Genomic DNA, 19696 nt, shown 5'->3' on the forward strand with positions numbered 1-19696 from the left:
TTAATATTAGCTAAATAGCTTGAACACACCGTAAATGAGCGTTGATAAAATGGCTAGCGTTAAACCAACTGCTGATTCGTATGGAATAAGCTTAAGGCGTTCTTTAATTTCCATATGAACGCTTCCCCCCGTCGCGTGGAAAAAGCTACCGTGCGGTAAGTGATCTAAAACCGTCGCACCTGCGTGTACCATAGCTGCTCCGGCAAGCGCTGAAACGCCCATCTCTAAAATTGTGGAGCTAAACACCTGGCTGGCCACAGCTGTGCCTGCAGTTGTTGAAGCCGTTGCAGCAGACATGAAAATTCCTGATGCTGGCGCCAGCACGTAGCCTGGTAAACCAAGCGCACTTAATCCTTCAATCAATACATCTTTCAAACCTGAGTTAGCGATGATTCCAGCAAGCGTACCCGTTCCTAGAAGCATAATGGCCACACCCGTCATTTTCCCTAACCCTGAAACAGCATAGTCATTTAGCTTTTTGCCTCTTCCCATCACAAGCGCACCGACAATTCCTCCAGCCGGCAACGCAATCATTGGATCAATACTAATGTCAAACAGCGGTCGCAGTGATAGTAAAACAATCGTCACAAGCGGCGCTATAATAGCTGGTAAAAATGCTGGTAGCTTATCTGCATTGTTTACTTCTATTTCGGTAAGCTGTACAGGAGACCCTTTTTTCACAAGCTTTTTGGCAATGATATATGTCACAAAAATTCCAAAAGCTGCTGGGATAATGCCCGCTGCCATAATGGATGTGAGCGGCACATTAAAAGCATCTGAAGCTGCGATAGCATTGGGATTTGGCGACATAATGTTCCCAGCTTTCCCGCCTCCAATCATTGCTAATAAAATCGCTGGTTTTGACAGCTTGGCTTTTTGAGCAATTGCAAGTGCAATTGGTGCCACCGTAATAACCGCTACGTCAACAAATACACCAACCGTAGTTAAAATCATTGTTGCAAGCGCCAGCGCAAGCAAAGCTCTCGCTTCCCCTAGTTTTTTTACAATTGTTTCTGCAATAACAGCAGCTGCTCCTGATTCGATGAGCACACCTGCTAATATACCTGCAGCTAATATTCTCAGTACTGCTGGAATAATTCCTTGCGCTCCTTCCATCATGAGCGCCACGGTATTCGTTATATCCACTCCTCCTACTAGACCACCAATTAAAGCACCGGCAATCATTCCATAGGCAGGAGATACTTTCTTTAAGATCAATACAATTGCAACAACAAGCGCAACCACTGCGCCTAACGCGCTTACTTCAATAGTAGCATCCATTTCCCGTTCCCCCTTGAATGTTATACACTAATTGTAAGCGTTTTCTAAACTGACTACATTGTTCATGAAACCAAAAAAAGGCCTGTCTTTCGCAAGCCTTTTTGTGCATCGGAACAACTTTATTGAATTTTATACTGTAGGATTGCTACGTACAGCTCAACCAAGTCACTGAGTTTGCGGGGATCTTTATTTGTTAGCTCCGAAATGCGTTCCAATCGGTACCGCAGCGTATTCCGGTGGATAAAAAGCCTGCTTGCTGCTTTGTTTACATCACCATTTTCTTCAACATATACGCTTAAAGTTTCTAACAAATCGCCTTTTTCGTCATAGTCTTTTAACGCTTCAAGTGATTGACTTAGCTCGCCTTTTACTCCAAATTCTTTCGCTTTAGCTAAAAAAACAGCTAGTTTATAATGTTCATAGCGATAAAGTGATTGATCAGGGTGTAATTTTTCACCTACTTCTAACGTATAGAGCGCTTCTTGATAAGATGTAGCGATTCCTTCCACTGAAGGCAAGAACCTTCCAATTGCCATCTTGCCTTCTAGCTGATTACGTTGAATCCAGCTCTTGATTTTGTTAAAAGCACCGTCTTCTTGTTCCTTCGTTATATCAATTCTTTTCAGCACTACAATATGAGTTGGTTGAACAACATACAAGTCATCGTTTTCGAGCTTTCCTCGCAGCCACTTATAGCCATTTGAATGATTTTCCGCTTTTAAGATTATTGCTATACGTGGGAGGTCCAACTGAATCCCTAAACGCTCTACTCGTTCAAAGTAAAAGGAATCTAACGTTTCCGTGCCGTGAAGCAATTGACTCGTTAATTCCTCTTTCAGTCGCTCGTCCCATTGAATTTCATCTATTAATACTGCCTGCTGTAGAATCATTTCAGCAGCCATTTTCACAAGCTCACCGTAGTTCCTCACTTCCTCTGGTTCACCTGTAATACCAATCACACCAACAACCCTATCATGAAAGGTAATGGGCAAATTAATTCCTGCTTTTACTCCTTGAAAATGCGTTAAATCAGAACTCGTAATTTCAAAGCCTTTTTGTGTTTCGATTACTCGCACAGCACCTTCATGAATAGAATCAATTCGATGATGATCCCCTGAGCCGATAATTACGCCTTTTTCATTCATCACGTTGATGTTGCGATGAATAATATTCTTCGTTCGATTTACAATTTCTTGAGCTAAAGAATGATTTAAAAACCTCATGCACTCCACCTCTTCATTCTCATGAATGCCTTTTCAATCTATCGTTAACTATAGCATCATTAAATAAAAAAAAGAAAGCCTGCTTATACCTAGGCTTTCTTTTAATTGAAGAGTCCTCTTAACGTAAATGAATGTTGTCAATTGTTATACTCTTTTTTACATCTCCTAAGTAAAAGACAAGCTGAGCATTTTTATCGTCATGAGGTAGCTGTAAATTTTTAAAAGCGAAGTGATATTTCTGTATTCTGGAAGATACTTTTACTTTCTGCTTCTCATACACGTTTCCATCTTCGTCTGTCAGCGCAACAAACATATCACCTTTTGGTTGAATACTTGCATCAAAGCTTAATTCATACCCTTGTCCTGCATTCAGGAAAATACCTTTTTGAAGTAACTTCAAATCATCTGCATATTTGCTGCTTGTTTTCACATCAATATGAAGCTGGCGTTCATTAGGGTCAACGGTTGCTAAAGCATTTATTTTTCTCGCTTGTACAACGTGCCAATAGCTCATTCCATCTGCTTCTCCCACGCTAAATGTACCGTTGTATACTCGATTTCCATCACTTAAAGGAACCTTTGGAATATCGTCATTAAACGGAATTCCTTCAACCTCTACAAGCTTTGCGTTTCCAATCCATACAGGCTGGTCGTTTGTTCCAAGATTAAACTCAACGCGCGCTGCATTATCGGATTCTTTTTTCATTTGGAACAAAACTTCATAGCTTTGTACTTGGTTTGTCAGCTGAGCATTTAAAGCTGGTGAATATCCTGCGTATCCAACTGATGCTCCTCCTGTTACTTGTACCTTCATGCTTCTAGCTACTTCCGTTTTAGCATCAAACGTTAGCTTATAAAAGCGGCCTTTCGCTAGTGACACAATAGACTGAGGCTGCACCGAGTAAAGCTGACCTCCAGGACGAAGTATATTTACCTTTAAAAAGCGGCTATTGTTTAATTCTTCTACTGATAAAACTGCATCTCCATCCGGCTCTTTATGAAGGGACCAGTTAGCAGTACCTTCAATTCCCATGCCAGGGTCACCTGCTTTTGTTTCTGTAAACTGATTGTTATAAACTAAGTTTCCGTCTGCTTGAGGAAGCTTAGCACCTGACAAATATTCTTCTTTTGGAATGACTGGAGGAGTTGGCTCACGGTACTCTCTGCCCGTTAACTCATAGACTCTTACATAGTCAATTTTCATTTCTTTTGGGAACTGGGTCTCTGCCGTTGGATTCCCATCAAAATTCCCACCAACTGCTAGATTCATAATGAGATGAAATTCTTCGTCAAACGGCGCTGGATAAGCATTGGTATCTGGCTGTCCATCACTTTGACTGTACCAATCGTTTTGCACGCTATAGAGCTCACCGTCCACGTACCATCGGATTTCACCAGGCTCCCATTCAACGGCATATGTGTGGAAATCTTCAATTGTGCTTCCATCTTTAAATGTGTATTCTTCACCGCTATACGTATTGTTTGGCCACTGCTGACCATAGTGAATGGTGCCCGCAATAGTATTTGGCCTGCTACCCCAGCCTTCCATAATATCAATTTCACCCGAAGCTGCCCAGCCTCCGTAACGATTATGCTCCGGAAGCATCCAAACGGCAGGCCAATAGCCTTTACCTGTTGGGGCGCTAGCACGGATTTCAAACTTCCCGTATTTCTTGCTGAACAACCCTTTCGTCTTTACACGAGCAGATGTGTAGTCAAAGCCTTGGTAGCTTTCTTTATGAGCTTGAATGACAAGATTACCACCTTCTTCTCGAACATTTTTTGAACGATTGGTGTAATACTGGAGCTCATTGTTCCCCCACCCAGGTATGCCCACAGAAGCACCGTTTGTTAAATCAAACGTCCATTTCGTAGGATCAATCTTTCCATCGTCAAACTCGTCTCCCCACACTTGAGTCCACATTGGCTTATTTTTTTCTTTTTGCCCTTTAGCTTGTTCTTCCTCTTCGGCATGACCAACCGGGGTAAACAAATAACTAATTAACGCTGCTGATAATATGGAGCCGAAAACCTTTCGTTTTAAAGAAGGACTTTCCATTTATGATTTCCTCTCTTCTATTAAAATATAGTAATCGCTTACATTTTAATTAACATTTCTATTACCTATAAAGTTCTACGTATGTGGTCCCTACTCTCTGGTTAATCTTAGTGATTGAGATAAAATAAGCTTTATATTTTTCTAAAAATTCAGATATAAAATGGTATAAAAAATCGCTATGTCCATGGATTTCTTACATTAGACATGCTTGTCTCCACTTTATCGAAAGCGCTTTCGATAAAGTCATTATAGCCTAGTCCATTTTGGTACGCAACAGCAAAATGATAAGAAAATTGTATTGTTTTAACCGAAACGATGCTAGATAGCATAGAGAAAAATAAAAAATGGGAATTTAATATAAGTAGTTTGAGAGGATAAAAATGTGGTTCATTTAGATAGATGTAATCTTGCCTTCTATTTTCGTGTGATAGTTAGCTACCACACGAAAATAGAATTAACCGTAAAGAATATATGATCTATTACTATAGGCAAATGCTAACGCATTCTTCTAGTTATACAAATAGACATTTTACAATGGACTGATGCTTTCAATCATTGTTCCTTGCGAGGTTTTTACTCCTGTCAGTAACACTTTTGTACCAGGAGCAAATTTCTCTTTATGATGTGCCAAATAGTCTGATAGCTTGAACGTTGTTGGCTGATTGTTTACGTAAACTTGAACCGTATTCCAATTCACCATTTCAAAATAATCAGCTTCAATAGATACTGTTTGATCGCCCGTATCAGGACTTACAACTTCTACAATATCACGAATTTGATTTTGTCCATTTGGACTTGCTACATAACGAACAACCAGTGCTGTTCCTGCTTCATACTGGCGAATCTCGTTTTGTAAATCGATGTCGCTTTTAACATGAAACGCTTTCATCTGTCCTTGAACGTCAAGTTCAATACAATGAGCATCGACTAAACCAGTTACAACTCCAAGAACTTCTAAAATTTGCTCCTGCCTTACGTTATTTTCAACAGGTATTGACGAATTACTTTGTTCTTGCTGCACAGGCGCCACTTTTTCTTCTTGTAAGGATTCTTGCTCTTCCTGAATTGGAGCACTTTGATCCTCTTCTAAAGCTTCTTCTTCTTTAGACTCCACTTTTTGAACAGGTGCTGGCTCTTTCTCTACTTGTAAAGCGGCTTCCTCTTGAATTGGTGGCTCTTCAACTGGCACTATACTCTCTTCAAATTCTGTTTGTAGCTCTTCTGTTGGTAACTCTTGTACGGGTGTTTGTACGTTCATTTCTTCTTCTACGGGCGAAGGTACAGGCTCTTGTTCCTGATAGCTTAACGGTACTGGTACTACTTTTACTGCAGGCTCCACTGGATCTTGCTTAATTGTGACTTCTTTCACTGTATCTTGTTCTTTTGCACTAGACGCGGCAGTGATTTCTTGTGCTAGCACCTGCTCGTCCGGCTTAGGAGAATGGACTACCCTTTGCTCTAGTGGTTGGTTTGCTTGATTATAAGAAAATGGTATCTCCTTTTCTGGCAGGTTTACTACCTTTTTAGGGTTCATGCTAGGCTTCTGATCTTGAGCACTTTTTTGTACTTGTGCGACTGTTGCCTCTGTCTGTTCGCTGTTTAACGCGTTTGAGACGCTGCATCCAGTAATTGTTGTTACAATGGCTAACCCTGTTCCACCAATTTTGATAAGCTTCTTTCTCTCTTTTGCTTTTTGCTTAGAAAATTTTTCAACTCTTGTAATTCTATCCATTTAATTACAACCTTTCATTAATTTTCTGCTTTTTTAATTTATATTAGATTGAGAATTATGAATAGAGCGAAAGAGAAATACAGTTCTAAGGATTTAATGTTTTTCTAAAGATTAGTTATTAATCCCCAAAAACCGACAAAGTTCTACAAGTATCATTGAACTATAAAAAGGGAATTTATGAGAAACTAAGAACAAACGCGGTTACCCTAGCTGAACTTTCCTCTTACAAGAAAACAAACAAAAAAACTAGAAGCCAATCGCTTCTAGTTCATTTTTGGTGATACTTTTCAATTACTTTATGAAGCTCTTCTAAATAAATTCGAGCCATGCGACTAAGTTGAGTTTTGTTGTGAACAACCCATCCTACTCTAATGAACTCACCTTCATCAAGCGGTACCGATACAATATTTGATCCATTTAAATCTTCACTTACAATACCTGTTGAAATGGTGTAGCCGTTTAAGCCAATAAGCAAATTAAATAACGTTGCTCGGTCACTGACTTGAATGCTTTGTTTACTTGGAATCGTGCTGAAAATTTCTTCAGCATAGTAAAACGAGTTAAATTCTCCTTGCTCAAAGCTCAACCGTGGGTATTCTTCTAAATCTTTAAGCGTCACGGATTTCTTTTTAGCAAGCTGATTTTGGACACTCACAAAGATATGAGGAGTAGCTTGAAACAGCTCATGAAACTCCAACCCTTGTTCTTTCAAAAGCTGCAGCATTACTTTTTCATTAAACGAGCTAACGTATAAAATGCCAATTTCGCTTTTTAAGCTCTTTACGTCTTCAATGATTTCATAGGTTCTCGTTTCTCTCATCGTAAACTGGTATTTGTCTTGCCCGTACTTTTTAATCATATCCACAAACGCATTGACGGCAAACGCATAGTGCTGAGTGGAAATGGAAAGCAGCTGTGGAGAAGGCGCTGCATTTAAGTATCTGTGTTCTAACAACTCTGCTTGTTCAACAACCTGCCTTGCATACCCTAGAAACTCAGCTCCGTCTGAGGAAAGGGCAATACCCGTTGAAGTACGGGTGAAAATCGTAATTCCAACTTCTTTTTCTAACTCTTTTATTGCTTTTGACAAGCTTGGCTGTGAGATGTAGAGCCTGCGAGCTGCTTCATTAATCGACCCACACCTCACAACTTCAATAACATATTTGAGCTGCTGTAATTTCATAATTAAATAAATGCGACTCCTTTTTGTTTGAAATTTTCTGTATAATATCCGTTTGTATTTTAACTTCAAATGGTTAAAAGTTCAAATCGATAGTCGTTTTTTATTTGTTATATCTTTTGGCTATATCAATTGATGCGTTTTATCAGTTACACTATACCTCTTTAGTCATGGTAGGATACATACAATAAAATAAATTGTTGGGTTTTCTAAGGATATTTAAAAGCAACTTAAACGAAAAAAATTTCAGGAGGAATTTTATGCGCGTTGTTCAAACTTCTCAAGTTATTGCTGAAAGTACATTTAATAAGTTTCACTTACTCGTGTTTCTATGGTGCTTTTATGCCATTGCGTTTGACGGCTTTGATATTGCACTTTACGGAATAGGTTTACCACTTATGATGGAGGATTACGGACTAAGCGTCGTAGAAGCAGGAGCGATTGGCAGCTATACGCTTGTGGGTATGATGCTTGGTTCTTTCCTACTCGGCTCTCTGGCAGACGTAATTGGTCGAAAAAAGATTTTAGCGATTTGCATGGCTATATTCAGCATTTTTTCTCTTTTAGCAGGGCTTGCACCAAACCCACTTACCTTTACCATTATGAGGTTCATCGCAGCGCTAGGAATGGGTGGCCTAATGCCAGCTGTCATTGCAGTTATGACTGAATACTCACCTAAAAAAAATCGTGCTCTCACCGTTGCTACCATGTACTGCGGCTACTCAATTGGAGCAATACTAGCTTCACTTATTGGGATGTACTTAATGGAAAGCTTAGGATGGCGTTTTTTATATTGGCTAGGGATTATCCCGCTGCTCACCCTACCACTATTTTTGAAGCAGTTTCCAGAATCGCTATCATTTTACATTCTGCGAAACCAGGGTGATAAAATTGCGAACATTCTTAATAGAGTTAGCCCTAGAGGAAATTATCAATCTACCGATGATTTTGAATATGAAACCGTGAAAGAAAAAGCAAAAGGAGTTCCTGTTAAAAAGCTTTTTTCTGACAAACGAGGTGTTAGCACAGTATGTTTTTGGCTTATTGTCTCGAGCTGCCTCCTTATGATTTACGGCCTAAACACATGGCTACCTAAAATTATGCAAGGCTCCGGTTATGGTATTACATCAAGCTTGTCCTTCAGCCTTGTTTTAGGAATAGGTCAAATCGGAGGTTCTTTATTAGGCGGGTATTTTGTTGATCGCATCGGTCACCGAAAAGTTCTTTTATACATGTTTTTACTCGGTTCACTTTGTTTTGTTGCGCTAAGCCTCACATCTCAGCAGCTTTTATTATACGTGTTAATTGCGATTAGCGGTGCGTGTACAGCTGGAACTCAAAACTTAGTAAATCCTTATGTTTCAGGGTTCTACCCACCGGAAATTCGCACAACCGGGTTAAGTGTAACAGTAGGCATTGGGCGAGTAGGTTCTATTTTAACTCCTGTAATTATCGGCTTCTTATTAACAACCAGCTTAGCTCCTCAGCAAGCATTTATGGCTTTTGCCGTTCCTAGTATCATCGGATGTATCGCTCTTTTATTTGTTCAAGAGCGCCATGGACATGCAGAAGAGAGAATAACCGCACCTGCGCATTTTAAAGTATCAAAGGTTTCAAGCTGAATAGTACATGGTGAGGAGCAAAGCACAAAAACAAACATTCACAGGGCATCTGTTCGCACAGTTCCTTATCTTAAACCAATAAAAGAAGAAAAACGAGATCATATAAAATGATCTCGTTTTTGCTGTTTACCTTCTATTCTCTCACTATTAAGCATTGAGCGTATTTTTTTCAGATTCAATTAGCACTTTATTTTGCCCTAAGAAAATTGCAAGAACAACGATAAAGATACCTGTTCCAACTAAAAGCCATTCTACGCTAACAAAGTCTGCAAGAGGTCCAAAAACCAGCATTCCAAGCGGCATCATAGAAGTAGAAATCATGCCCATCACCCCAAATACACGCCCTAAATACTCTTCTTCTACCTTTTCTTGCAATAATACGGTAGCTGGCGTATTAAAAATAGGCATAGCGACTCCAAAAAGGCCCATAAATCCTAAATACAGCCAAAAGATAGGAACTAAACCAAGGGCTAACGTACAAACGCCCATGATTATGCTTGCTAGGCCCAACGTTTTAATACGATTTTGGAAGCCACCCCAAGCTGCAATAACCCCTCCACCTATCATCATTCCAACTGAAAATGCAATTTCGATTGCAGTCAGTCGCCACACATCATCACCAAAGCTTCGCGTAACCTGAAGCGGAGTTAAAAATGCAGCTGGTGCCATTAGTACAAAGAACACCGCAAAGAATAAGAAAAATTGCTTTAAGAAAGCATGATTATTCACGTAGCGAATTCCTTGTTTAAAATCACTGAAATAGCTTACTTCCTGTTTCCCAACAGCTTTTTTATGCACAGAAACTTTCACGAAAGTAAGCAGCGTCAAGATAGCAAGTGCTGCTGTAACTACATCAATGAAAAAAATAACCTCAAGCGACATTGTAGTAAGTAAAGCAGCGCTAATCATTGGTGATATAAACATAATGATTGCCTGGATACTTCCATTTGCTCCGTTTACTTTGGTCAGCTTATCTTTTGGCACAATTTGTGGCAAAATGGCCCCAACAGCAGGTGTTTGAATCCCTGCTCCAAATGCACGGACTGCTGCCATCACAAACAGAAGCCAAATACTATCAAATCCCATTAAAAAGAGAATTGCTAGAACAAGTGTTGCAGTGGCAATTAAACCGTCCGCGAGCATAATGAGGACTTTTCGATTGTAGCGATCCGCCCAAACCCCAGCAACGGGCGATAAAATAAAGGTCGGAATAAATCCACAGATAATATACAACGTCATCATGAAGCCCGACTGTGTGGTTAACGTAATGTGCCACATGATAGCATACTGCACAAGGGACGATCCAAACAGTGAAATTGTCTGGCTACTAAGAAAAAGAATAATATTCTTTAACCAGTTCTCTTGTAAATGGTTTTCTGCACTATTCATATTTAACAGCTCATTTCTATTCAATTTTTATCTCATTTACCTACTAACTCCGTCCATGCACTCCTATTTTGAGACAACAAAAAAGAGAGGAATATTCTCCTCTCTTCTTAAAATAACCGTAAAATATAGGGTTTTCTTAAAAATAGACAGACCAATTCCGTTGCTCTGAGCGCAGGCAGAGCTTCCAATTATTCAATTAGCGAATGAACATTGGTAAACGTAATCTCATTGATGCTGTCAACAGAAAAACCCCCATTTCTTATTAGATACTATTATCATAGCAAAAAGACCTGTTTGATACAATTACCTTTTTACTTGGAATTAACAACCTTTTAGAATCAATATGCGTTAAGTGAGCGTTTCATTCATCAAAAAGAACAAACCTTTACCGTTTCGACTAAACAAGATGGCGGGCTCACAAAAATAATTATTTTCTATGTGTCTAACATATCCTCATCATTTTGATACTCTAGGATATCACCTGGCTGACAGTCTAAAGCTTTACATATAGCTTCTAACGTTGAGAAACGTACCGCTTTGGCTTTACCATTCTTTAAAATAGAAAGGTTTGCCATTGTAATTCCTACCTTCTCTGACAGTTCAGTTACGCTCATTTTCCGCTTGGCTAACATCACATCGATATTAATAATAATAGCCATATTCTTCACCTCAAATTGTTAAATCGTTTTCTGATTTGATATTGATTGCTTCTTTTAAAATCCTTTGAAGAACCGCGGCGAACACAGAGATAACAATGGAAGAAAATGGAACAATTAAGCCGACCAAAATGACTCCCGGAGCATCGTCCTTTTCCGCAAAGAGATAGAAAAATGGTAACACAAAAAGATGTAGCATACTAACCGCAACGGCACAATATTTAATTTTCTTTAATGCTTCTACAGATAATTCAGAGAAAGCCTTATTTTTGTCAATATAGCGTAAAAGCTTGAAAGCTTGATATAAAGCAAAATAAAAAGGTATGGCTGAAGCATAAAACGCAACGGAAACGAAATACTTCATATACGCAAATTCAGGAAGTAATTTTTCAGTAACACCAGCCAACTCTGGAACTAAAAATATACATAAGAGGAGAACAGGTATTCCAATCAAAATCACAGCTACCTTTAAAAACAGTGTTGATAATCCTTGTTTCATATAAAGCACCTCACTTAATTTATTATTTACAATATGATAGTAACTCGAAATTTATTGTTTTTCAATAAATATTTTATCTTATTCATGATTTTATTATTGTTAAATCACAAAAGGCTTTTGTTCATTCATCTGCTTTTTTCCTATGCTAATAAAAATAAGCAGCCCATATTTGTATAATATGGGCTGCTTTTCATACTATTTTATATACCATTGCTACATTTCGCCTAATGAACTTTCTTCAACTCTTGAAACCATCACCTTGTCTACACGAAACTGATCCATATCAACCACTTCCAATAACAAATCCCCTACGCGAACTTCATCTTTTACTTTAGGAATTTCTCCCTTTTGGCTGGTGATAAAACCACCAAGAGTATGAAAATTTTTATTGCTCGTTAGGTTTTCGACACCTTCAAGGTCGAAGTACCTGACAAATGTGTCGATTGGTATCAGCCCATCTGCAAGCCAAGAATTTTCGTTACGCTGGACGATTTGAAGCTCTGTTTCGTGCTCTTCTGGCATCTCACCAATAATATGTTCAAACACGTCGTGAAGAGTAACTAATCCTTCCACCCCGCCATATTCATCGATTACAATTGCTTCGTGGTGTGCGGATTTTTTCAACATTTCCATCGCTTGAAAAGCTTTCATTGATTCAGGAAGAATGATTGTTTGACGTATACATTCTGTCAAGTCAAAGTGTTCATCAGACACTAGCTTTGCAAACATGTCTTTCGCATGAACAATTCCTTTAAAATCATCAAGCGTTCCCTCTCCTACAGGAAACCTAGAATATGAATTTTCTTTCATAATCCTAATGTTTTCCTCTAATGGATCTTCTAAATCAAGCCATACGAGCTGAGGGCGTGGTGTTAAAATATCGCCTAATCGCTTATCTCCTAAGTAAAAGATTTGTTCCACAAGATCTTGTTCAATGGATTCAACAACTCCGCTATATACGCCTTGTTCAATCAGCTGAGTAATCTCTTCTTCCGTTACATCTGGCTCATCATTTGGCTTTACTCTCAGCACTTTTAATACAAACTCTGTTGATTTACTTAAGATAAAGATAAGAGGTTTACCAATTTTTGAGAAGTAATACATTGGCTTTGCCACAATCGATGCCGTTTTTTCTGGATTGTTTAATCCAATTCGCTTTGGGACCAGTTCCCCAATAATTAACGACAAGTATGTAGACAGACCTACCACAATGATAAAGCTTAACTGATAGCTAAACGCAGCCAAAGCATCAATTTGGTCTACATAGCCTGATAGCTGCCGGGCAATTGTGGCTCCTCCAAATGCCCCTGTTATTACACCAATTAACGTAATTCCAATTTGAATGGTTGATAACAGCTGGTTTGGATCCTCAGCAAGCTTTAATGCATATGCAGCTCTGCGGTCACCTTGTTCTTTTAATTTTTCAAGTCGATTCTTTTTAGACGTTACAATTGCAATTTCGGTCATCGCAAAGAGTCCATTTGCGACAATAAGGATTAAAACAATAACAATCGAAACCCAAATACTATTCAAGAGGTTTTCACCGGCCTTTAACGTAATAATATACAGTTAACTTACCCGCTTGAACAATAAGTAATACCATTATTTTTCATTGATGGTAAAATCAATATAAATTAATTTTAAAGGAGCTTCTATGCGCTGGTTTACGTTTTTAGGACTTTTTATTTTAAGTTGGTTCCTTTATTTCGTACAGGATCTCGTACTTGAAGATTATCTTAAAGGTTCCATTTCGCTAACTCTTATCGTTGCTATTATCATTAAAGTAATTATCTTTTTCCTATTATTTAATTTGGCGAGCAAGCTGTTTGACAAGTACCAAAAGAAAACGAGTACTAAGGTGTTGTTAATAGTTACTGCTTTTTTTATCGTTTTTGTTATTATAGCTACAGCAGATAACTTATGGTACGAGTATTATGGCGATTGGTTGATCAAATAAAAAAAGCGTGAAGGTTTATGCTAGACCTTCACGCTTTTTTATGGTGTAATCAATTGAAAGAAACGGAATTCCAAAAATCCACATTTTATGACTAGCTTTGATTTGATGTAAGCCTGTCTCTGGCCATACTGTAAAATGCTCATTTATTGGTAAGCGAATTGTAAACCACTTTGTTACGTAGTAAATCCCTTCATCACCTTTATCAGCTGACTGTTTTAGACTAGTTAAAATAAAGCCTCTTTCTCTCTGCTTATCCTGTGGATTTTCAAAGCGCAGCACGCCGGTCATTTGGCCAGACGGTAGAGGAAGCGCAATATTTAAGTACTTTTTCTCCTGATATTCATGGGATGAATACGCAGCGACAAAAACAGCTTTATTCGTTTCTCTTGATGTTCGAATCCAAGCTCGAACTTTCTGCCTTCCATCTTGCTTACTGCTAATTCCAACAATTCTGCTATCCACAACTAGCTCTTCCGTTTCATGATTAAGCGGTAGGTTAATTTGCTCAATACTTGAGCTAAATTGCTTATAGATTCTGGATAGAAAACCAAATCCTTTATGCCAATATGTTTTAGAATGAAGCTCATATTCAAGAGTTTGTTCATAAAAATGTCGAACAGTAGGATGAACAGACTGAGCATTGAAACCTCTTTGCTGAAATTCACCTAAGTTATCTACTAGCCCTTCATAGTGGTTATGCTTTCTATCTTTTGATTCGTACTGCTGAAAGAAATCAGCGCCAATTTTCCACCTTCCAAAAAGATTGCTAGTAGGCATTGCGTATGGGTTGAATACCATACTTGGACGAATAAAAGACCAGCCGATGACCCCTAGAAAGACAAATCCAAATGCATTCCCAATCCCATGAAGCGACACCATATTTGGAATTGAAATGAGCTCGACGTGTAGTACGCGTGATAAGCCATAATACCCTGCCAGTAGCATGGTCAACAAAAGTGTCCCCGATGATAAGACAAGAAAAACATACGCAATTGTGCTTTTGATTAAGGTTCGTATCCTTACTACTGTAAAATAGGCATATAGCCACAGACAAATGACAAACACTACAACAAACACGAATTCAACCAATCGAGAAAACGTAATGCCAACCGCAATACCCATCGAGCTTACCATAATACCAATTGCTGCTATGTGATACATAACTGGTAGTTTCTCACCTCGTTGCCTCAGTAACCTTCCAACAAAACCTATAAAGATTGGCGTAATCAGAGCCGAAAAGTGAAAGTGGATAGCGGTCAATAGCGTAATTGTTGGTCCAAATGACACCACGTCGATGCCAAATTGAAACGTTGAAAACCAAGCTCCTCCAAGCAGGAGATACATTAACCCAATATCAATACTTACTTCTTCAATTAAATAAAGGCCTCTTGCCAAAAGCCTTGATGCACCATATAAAAACACCATTGCTGTCCATATTAACCAACCAAGCGATAATAACCCTGCTGTTATTCCTGTGGAAAAAAAGAATGACAAACAAGCTAACAGGGCGGCTATTGGATATAGATATACGCTGAATATGTACGTTTTAAACGTATCGCCGTTGCGATTTCTTGTTTCAATAACGTTTAAGATAAGCGGTACAATGACGAGCATGGCAAATAGTAAAAGCCGCTCAATTTGATTAACTTCAAGAGCTAGAAAGAAACTTAGCCACATAATAAATCCGATAAGTGCTTGTATGGATGTGAACTTTCTCATAACTCAGCTTTCCTCCTAAACCGCTGTTACTACTGCTTCACGCCTTGGTTTTGCGTAGGCGGGAGGATCTTCACAAGTCACGTACTCAATCGTGAACGTTCCTTTATAGCCAAATACTGTGCCAAAGCTTCCGTTCGTTACTGCCACATGAATGTGAAAGCACTCGTTTTCTTCGTCATACCACTCAATTGCTTCCGCTGTACCTGAAAAAACGGCCGGTATCTTTAGATTTAAACCTTTTTTCGAAAACGTAAGCGGTCCTGAAAGTAAACGAATCCCGCCGTTTTCCAACACGGAAATATCAATATCCGTGACAAAGTCTTGGTCGATACCTAGATAATCTACAATTCCTTTCTTCTTCGAACTATAGATCATTGTGGCATCAAAATTGCGTACTGGGTCAAATTGAAATTTCCGAATCCAAGCCATGCACTCCTGACCTTGTGCGTTTCGATACGCGTAATTCTCTAACGTAAATGGGATATTTCTCCCTCTTTCTGAAAATGTAATGTTCTTCTGTGCACCTAGATGAAGAAAAGGTTTCATATAAACTTTTCCGCCCCATATTTCTTCCATCACTCCAGTACAGATAATAGATGTTCTAGCCTCGCTCGTTAAGCCAAATTTCTTCTGAAGTTCTGGGTGAAGCCGACTGTAAGCTTCTCCAAGTGCTCGTTCATAAATTGAAATCATTGTTTTCCCCTTTTTGTCGTTCGTTTTCTTTTGCAACTTGACGCGCTTGGTAAATCGCGTAAGTTCAAAAGCGCCATTGCTGAGTAGCCAATCATTGCAAGCGTTAAGGTGGCTGGATTGAAAGGTGCTGCAAAGATACTACCTCCACTCATTACTGCGCCAACACCTAAGCTAATTAACGCGACAATATTTATCAAATGAAGCCATTTGCTTCGGCTAAATATTAAAAAAAGCAAGCCGAAGGTAATTTGTCCAGCTCCTAGTCCGTATAAAAAAAGTTCTTCTTTTCCTTGAAGTAAACCTGTTCCTTTTAATAACGCCAGCTCGCCTGCTTCTTGATATAAAACTTTAGGAACAAGCCCTTGGTAAATCCAGATAAAAGCAAGGATACCACTTAAAATGATTTGAAACAGGGTTTTCATTATCGAAATGCGCGGTGGAATTTCCTTTTCAATCCATAACCGTAGACAGTCAAAACTCCAAGCTGTCGCCCAACCCATCAGAGGTTTAAAGAGGACATCTAGCACTCGGCCAAAAAAACTAAAGCGAGTCTTATAGTCATACTGAGTTAAAAACTGGATGCCTCGATCAGTTCTTATATACTTCCAGTAGCCACTACCTTCTTTAATTAGCGAAATTGGGTGGTCTGCCCAAAATTTTAGTGAGGAAATGCGCTCGTCATCTTTTTCAATCGTTTTTACGCTCTCTCCCGTTCCTTTTACGCTAATTCCAACCCCAATATTCGTTTGGTACAGAAACTGCTGAGGCGCTTCTTCTTTTTCTTTCGGTAAATATTCAATATTTGAAAATCGCAAATCCCACTGCTGGTGTAGCTCAGGTTTTTGCGTATATTCCCAAAGCTTCTCCATTTCACAATCAATTACTATTTCCACATAAATTGGCTTTGATTTCGCCATATAATGCTCCTCTTTTTAATAAATTGTCTTATTTAGTAGTTCAGTATGTTCATAGAAAGTCCTTTTTGATAAAACTAGAAAAAGAAGAGTAACTACTACTCTTCTAAATTTATTTATGTAAGGAGTAACAAAATGCCTTTTATCAATAACGATGTTAAATTAATTCAAACTCTGCTCCTTTTGGATAAAGCGCTACGTATTCATCGCTGTCATCATCTAAATAGGCAACCTTTGCGCCTTCAAGCACGTTGTTCTTTTCAAGATCTTGGATAATAGTTTGAGTGGCTTTCTCGGGGTCAATCACATAGTTTACAATATTCGCTGTGCCACTTCCAATGTCTCCACCATCGCAGAAGCCATTACCTGTCCACCCTAAGCATTCATTCATTAAATCCTCAACGTGATGTCTCTTATCAAGTACTTCTTCCATTTCCCCATCTTCATAGCTATACTGTACAACCAGCTCGATAAGCTCATCTTCATCTATGTAATCATAGCCTTCATCAACTTTTGCTTCTGCTAGGCCTTCCATTAACTTTTCTGCATTGTGAAGTCGCGATAGTTTCTTTTCTTGAGTCTCGCCTGCATCTCCAACTCGTCCATGGTGAATCAATAACGTTTTCTCATCTTCCCAGACTTCCCAATAAAGGAGCTCACCGTTTACTTCTTTCAGCATTTTGATCACAATCATTACCCCCTATGACTTTTGTTAAGTAAATTATACTATGTATTTTGAAAATTTTTTCACTATTTTTTCTGATTACAAACTAAAATAGTCACTGTTACTTTACAAAATATGAGGTTGTTAAGTGACCGTGCTTCACACAAACCGTACATCAATCAGCTCACTTAATCTCATTTTACGTTTGGCTTCTAATGCATCGTCAATAAAAACAAAAAGGGCCCTCAATGAATCGACAAACTGAATGAATCCTGTTTCCGTTATATAATGCCCTTGCTTGTAGTATGTAAGATAAACTTTTCGATTTGCATGTAATGCTTCAATTAAAGTAAAGTTCATGTGCTCTATTTGATCTTCGGCTAAAACTGGCTGTGAAACTTCTAATTGTTTATTAATTATGTTTTGTATACCTATATATTGCTCTGGCATTGTTGCAAATGGTCGCCATTTTTTCATTCCTCTATTTTGCATAAAATCTCCCTCTTTCTTATCATGCTTTATGCCCCCCAATGAGGCCATTTCGATAGTGAGCTGTTGAGTGATCGAGATGGCTTGAAGCTCGTAGAATACTGTTCTTTCCGTAGCGTAGCCGAATATCATCAACCGTTTTGGAAAGCGCGTAGGCTCTTTCACGCTGATCACTATCTTCAAATAAGCTCATTTGCTCTTCTCTTTGAATGCTTGTTTTTGATAGCGAAATACCAATCGATCGAATAGGCATTCCACTATCAAATGTATGTAAGATTGTTAAACAATATGGAAAGATATCTTGGGTCAAGTTTGACGCCCGCATCATTTTCTTTTGCTTGGAAAATCCTCCTTTTTGCTTACTGTAGCCAATGGATAAATGAACAGTTTGAGCCACCACTTGGTGCATACGCAATCGAAAACAGACGTCATCTAACAGCTCCAATAGCAAAAGTTCCACTTCTTTTCGACTTGTATAGTCTTGAAATAAAATTTGACTCTTTCCAAAAGAACGAGAGCTTGGAACATACACGTCAGAAATACGGCTAAAATCAATTCCGTTAGCATGTTGGTGAAGCTCTTCTCCCATAACACCAAACTCTTTTTTCAACATCTCTTTGGAAGAAAGCGCAAGCTCTTTTATAGTCGTAATGCCTAAACGGTGTAATCGTTTTTCCGTAGCCGATGAAATCCCCCAGAAGTTTTTCAATGGATGAATTGACCATAGTTTAATAGGAACGTCCTCATAGCGCCAATAGGCAACACCTGATGAGCTGTTCTTCGCTTCATGGTCCAAGCTGATTTTAGCTAATAAGAGGTTGGGGCCTATTCCTGCAGTGGCTGTTAGCCTCGTCTTTTGGTAGATTTCATCACGTATTCGATGGGCTAATTCTTCAGGAGTTTTGGCAAATAAATGTAGAGAAGCTGTCACATCAATAAACAATTCATCAATGCTGTATGCATGAAAATCTTCAGGCGCTACATACTGTAATACCAAGCTTGAAATATAGTTAGAAGCCTTGATATAGCGCTTCATAGATGGGTTCACCACATAAACGTCTTTTCTTTTAGGAATGTCAAACAGCCGACTGCCGGTTTTGATTCCTTCTTTCTTTAACAAGGGCGTGGCTGCTAAAACAACTGAGCCAGGCCGCTTCGTGTCTCCCACAACAGCAAGTTTTACTTTCAATGGATTCAATCCCCTAATAACGCAAGAAACCGATGCAAAAAATGCTTTCATATCAATACAAATAATGACTCTGTTCGGTAACTGACCATAATCCATGAAAATAACTCCTTAAAAGAAAAAGTGAGGAACATTCGTTCTCATTATATACGAACATTTGTTCTTTAATCAATAAATTTTTAATAAAATTTTTGATTTTGAACTATCTCAAACGGAAATGAAGCTGATTTCAGACTTAACAAAGCCGGATGGCAGAATCACTGGTCAAGCCCCAGCTGTTTATGAAAAGGTTTAGCTTTCATATAGTAAAAAGAGCAGAATTAACTCTGCTCTTTTTACTATTTTCTATTCATTCCCCTCTTTTAAATCCACCCCAATTGGGTCAAGTTCAATCTCTTTATGCTCCCAAACTCACCCTTTCTCCATATACTTA

General features: G+C 38.7%; 17 protein-coding genes. 2 read left to right on the top strand and 15 right to left on the bottom strand.

From position 1 onward, the window contains the following. Positions 1–6: 6 nt before the first annotated feature. The 5 genes from V2145_RS19860 to V2145_RS19880 form a co-directional block, all read right to left on the bottom strand. On the bottom strand, positions 7–1281 hold the full coding sequence (locus V2145_RS19860) for a GntP family permease (protein WP_094911371.1): 1275 nt from the start codon (positions 1279–1281) through the stop codon (positions 7–9). A gap of 119 nt (positions 1282–1400) precedes the next feature. Then, positions 1401–2504 carry a sugar diacid recognition domain-containing protein gene (locus tag V2145_RS19865; RefSeq protein WP_330988169.1) on the bottom strand — a complete coding sequence of 368 codons (1104 nt, stop codon included), beginning with the start codon at positions 2502–2504 and terminating at the stop codon, positions 1401–1403. Positions 2505–2622: 118 nt separating this feature from the next. Beyond that, the gene (locus V2145_RS19870) at positions 2623–4563 is read right to left on the bottom strand and encodes a family 16 glycosylhydrolase (protein ID WP_076512872.1); all 1941 of its coding nucleotides are present in this window, start codon (positions 4561–4563) and stop codon (positions 2623–2625) included. Positions 4564–5092: 529 nt separating this feature from the next. Then, positions 5093–6295 (bottom strand): hypothetical protein, encoded by a 1203-nt coding sequence (locus tag V2145_RS19875; protein ID WP_311859617.1) that lies wholly within the window; start codon positions 6293–6295, stop codon positions 5093–5095. A 268-nt stretch (positions 6296–6563) separates the two neighbouring features. Then, on the bottom strand, positions 6564–7478 hold the full coding sequence (locus V2145_RS19880) for a LysR family transcriptional regulator (RefSeq protein WP_131887202.1): 915 nt from the start codon (positions 7476–7478) through the stop codon (positions 6564–6566). A gap of 257 nt (positions 7479–7735) precedes the next feature. On the opposite strand from V2145_RS19880, the gene V2145_RS19885 reads away from it, so the two are divergent. Beyond that, on the top strand, positions 7736–9097 hold the full coding sequence (locus V2145_RS19885) for an MFS transporter (RefSeq protein ID WP_330988170.1): 1362 nt from the start codon (positions 7736–7738) through the stop codon (positions 9095–9097). A gap of 147 nt (positions 9098–9244) precedes the next feature. Here V2145_RS19885 and V2145_RS19890 read toward each other — a convergent pair whose 3' ends face one another. The 4 genes from V2145_RS19890 to V2145_RS19905 all read right to left on the bottom strand — a co-directional run bounded on the left by V2145_RS19890 (position 9245) and on the right by V2145_RS19905 (position 13174). Next, positions 9245–10486, bottom strand: coding sequence for an MFS transporter (locus tag V2145_RS19890; protein ID WP_094911366.1), 1242 nt, complete (start codon positions 10484–10486; stop codon positions 9245–9247). A gap of 434 nt (positions 10487–10920) precedes the next feature. Beyond that, positions 10921–11145 (bottom strand): helix-turn-helix domain-containing protein, encoded by a 225-nt coding sequence (locus V2145_RS19895; RefSeq protein ID WP_094911365.1) that lies wholly within the window; start codon positions 11143–11145, stop codon positions 10921–10923. 10 nt (positions 11146–11155) lie between these two features. After that, entirely contained in the window at positions 11156–11641 is a 486-nt protein-coding gene (locus V2145_RS19900) for a DUF2975 domain-containing protein (protein ID WP_222582536.1), read from the bottom strand. 213 nt (positions 11642–11854) lie between these two features. After that, positions 11855–13174: a hemolysin family protein gene (locus V2145_RS19905; protein ID WP_094911363.1), complete on the bottom strand. Its 1320-nt coding sequence runs from the start codon at positions 13172–13174 to the stop codon at positions 11855–11857. Positions 13175–13295: 121 nt separating this feature from the next. Between V2145_RS19905 and V2145_RS19910 the strand changes: the two genes are divergently transcribed. Next, positions 13296–13598: a hypothetical protein gene (locus V2145_RS19910; protein ID WP_330988171.1), complete on the top strand. Its 303-nt coding sequence runs from the start codon at positions 13296–13298 to the stop codon at positions 13596–13598. Positions 13599–13613: 15 nt separating this feature from the next. Here V2145_RS19910 and V2145_RS19915 read toward each other — a convergent pair whose 3' ends face one another. The 6 genes from V2145_RS19915 to V2145_RS19940 form a co-directional block, all read right to left on the bottom strand. Next, on the bottom strand, positions 13614–15317 hold the full coding sequence (locus tag V2145_RS19915; RefSeq protein WP_330988172.1) for a YndJ family protein: 1704 nt from the start codon (positions 15315–15317) through the stop codon (positions 13614–13616). Between the two features lie 15 nt (positions 15318–15332). Then, complete coding sequence (locus V2145_RS19920; protein ID WP_094911360.1) at positions 15333–16010, bottom strand: DUF4166 domain-containing protein; 678 nt, start codon at positions 16008–16010, stop codon at positions 15333–15335. Next, positions 16007–16927 carry a DoxX-like family protein gene (locus tag V2145_RS19925; protein WP_206782841.1) on the bottom strand — a complete coding sequence of 307 codons (921 nt, stop codon included), beginning with the start codon at positions 16925–16927 and terminating at the stop codon, positions 16007–16009. Before V2145_RS19925 ends, V2145_RS19920 begins: the two co-directional genes overlap by 4 nt. A 154-nt stretch (positions 16928–17081) precedes the next feature. Beyond that, complete coding sequence (locus tag V2145_RS19930; protein ID WP_330988173.1) at positions 17082–17618, bottom strand: WGR domain-containing protein; 537 nt, start codon at positions 17616–17618, stop codon at positions 17082–17084. Positions 17619–17747: 129 nt separating this feature from the next. Next, entirely contained in the window at positions 17748–18080 is a 333-nt protein-coding gene (locus tag V2145_RS19935) for a YolD-like family protein (protein WP_131887206.1), read from the bottom strand. A gap of 19 nt (positions 18081–18099) precedes the next feature. Beyond that, positions 18100–19362 carry a Y-family DNA polymerase gene (locus V2145_RS19940; protein ID WP_311859637.1) on the bottom strand — a complete coding sequence of 421 codons (1263 nt, stop codon included), beginning with the start codon at positions 19360–19362 and terminating at the stop codon, positions 18100–18102. Between the last annotated feature and the right edge of the window lie 334 nt (positions 19363–19696).

The sequence above is a fragment of the Priestia sp. GS2 genome (assembly GCF_036409025.1).
In the GTDB taxonomy this organism is placed as follows: domain Bacteria; phylum Bacillota; class Bacilli; order Bacillales; family Bacillaceae_H; genus Priestia; species Priestia aryabhattai_A.

Excerpts from the sequence above, each read along its gene's own strand:
- V2145_RS19875 (WP_311859617.1), bottom strand. The coding sequence starts at position 6,295 with ATGGATAGAATTACAAGAGTTGAAAAATTTTCTAAGCAAAAAGCAAAA.
- V2145_RS19940 (WP_311859637.1), bottom strand. The coding sequence starts at position 19,362 with ATGGATTATGGTCAGTTACCGAACAGAGTCATTATTTGTATTGATATG.
- V2145_RS19925 (WP_206782841.1), bottom strand. The coding sequence starts at position 16,927 with ATGGCGAAATCAAAGCCAATTTATGTGGAAATAGTAATTGATTGTGAA.
- V2145_RS19915 (WP_330988172.1), bottom strand. The coding sequence starts at position 15,317 with ATGAGAAAGTTCACATCCATACAAGCACTTATCGGATTTATTATGTGG.
- V2145_RS19885 (WP_330988170.1), top strand. The coding sequence starts at position 7,736 with ATGCGCGTTGTTCAAACTTCTCAAGTTATTGCTGAAAGTACATTTAAT.
- V2145_RS19920 (WP_094911360.1), bottom strand. The coding sequence starts at position 16,010 with ATGATTTCAATTTATGAACGAGCACTTGGAGAAGCTTACAGTCGGCTT.
- V2145_RS19870 (WP_076512872.1), bottom strand. The coding sequence starts at position 4,563 with ATGGAAAGTCCTTCTTTAAAACGAAAGGTTTTCGGCTCCATATTATCA.
- V2145_RS19860 (WP_094911371.1), bottom strand. The coding sequence starts at position 1,281 with ATGGATGCTACTATTGAAGTAAGCGCGTTAGGCGCAGTGGTTGCGCTT.
- V2145_RS19865 (WP_330988169.1), bottom strand. The coding sequence starts at position 2,504 with ATGAGGTTTTTAAATCATTCTTTAGCTCAAGAAATTGTAAATCGAACG.
- V2145_RS19895 (WP_094911365.1), bottom strand. The coding sequence starts at position 11,145 with ATGGCTATTATTATTAATATCGATGTGATGTTAGCCAAGCGGAAAATG.
- V2145_RS19890 (WP_094911366.1), bottom strand. The coding sequence starts at position 10,486 with ATGAATAGTGCAGAAAACCATTTACAAGAGAACTGGTTAAAGAATATT.
- V2145_RS19910 (WP_330988171.1), top strand. The coding sequence starts at position 13,296 with ATGCGCTGGTTTACGTTTTTAGGACTTTTTATTTTAAGTTGGTTCCTT.
- V2145_RS19935 (WP_131887206.1), bottom strand. The coding sequence starts at position 18,080 with ATGCAAAATAGAGGAATGAAAAAATGGCGACCATTTGCAACAATGCCA.
- V2145_RS19880 (WP_131887202.1), bottom strand. The coding sequence starts at position 7,478 with ATGAAATTACAGCAGCTCAAATATGTTATTGAAGTTGTGAGGTGTGGG.
- V2145_RS19930 (WP_330988173.1), bottom strand. The coding sequence starts at position 17,618 with ATGATTGTGATCAAAATGCTGAAAGAAGTAAACGGTGAGCTCCTTTAT.
- V2145_RS19900 (WP_222582536.1), bottom strand. The coding sequence starts at position 11,641 with ATGAAACAAGGATTATCAACACTGTTTTTAAAGGTAGCTGTGATTTTG.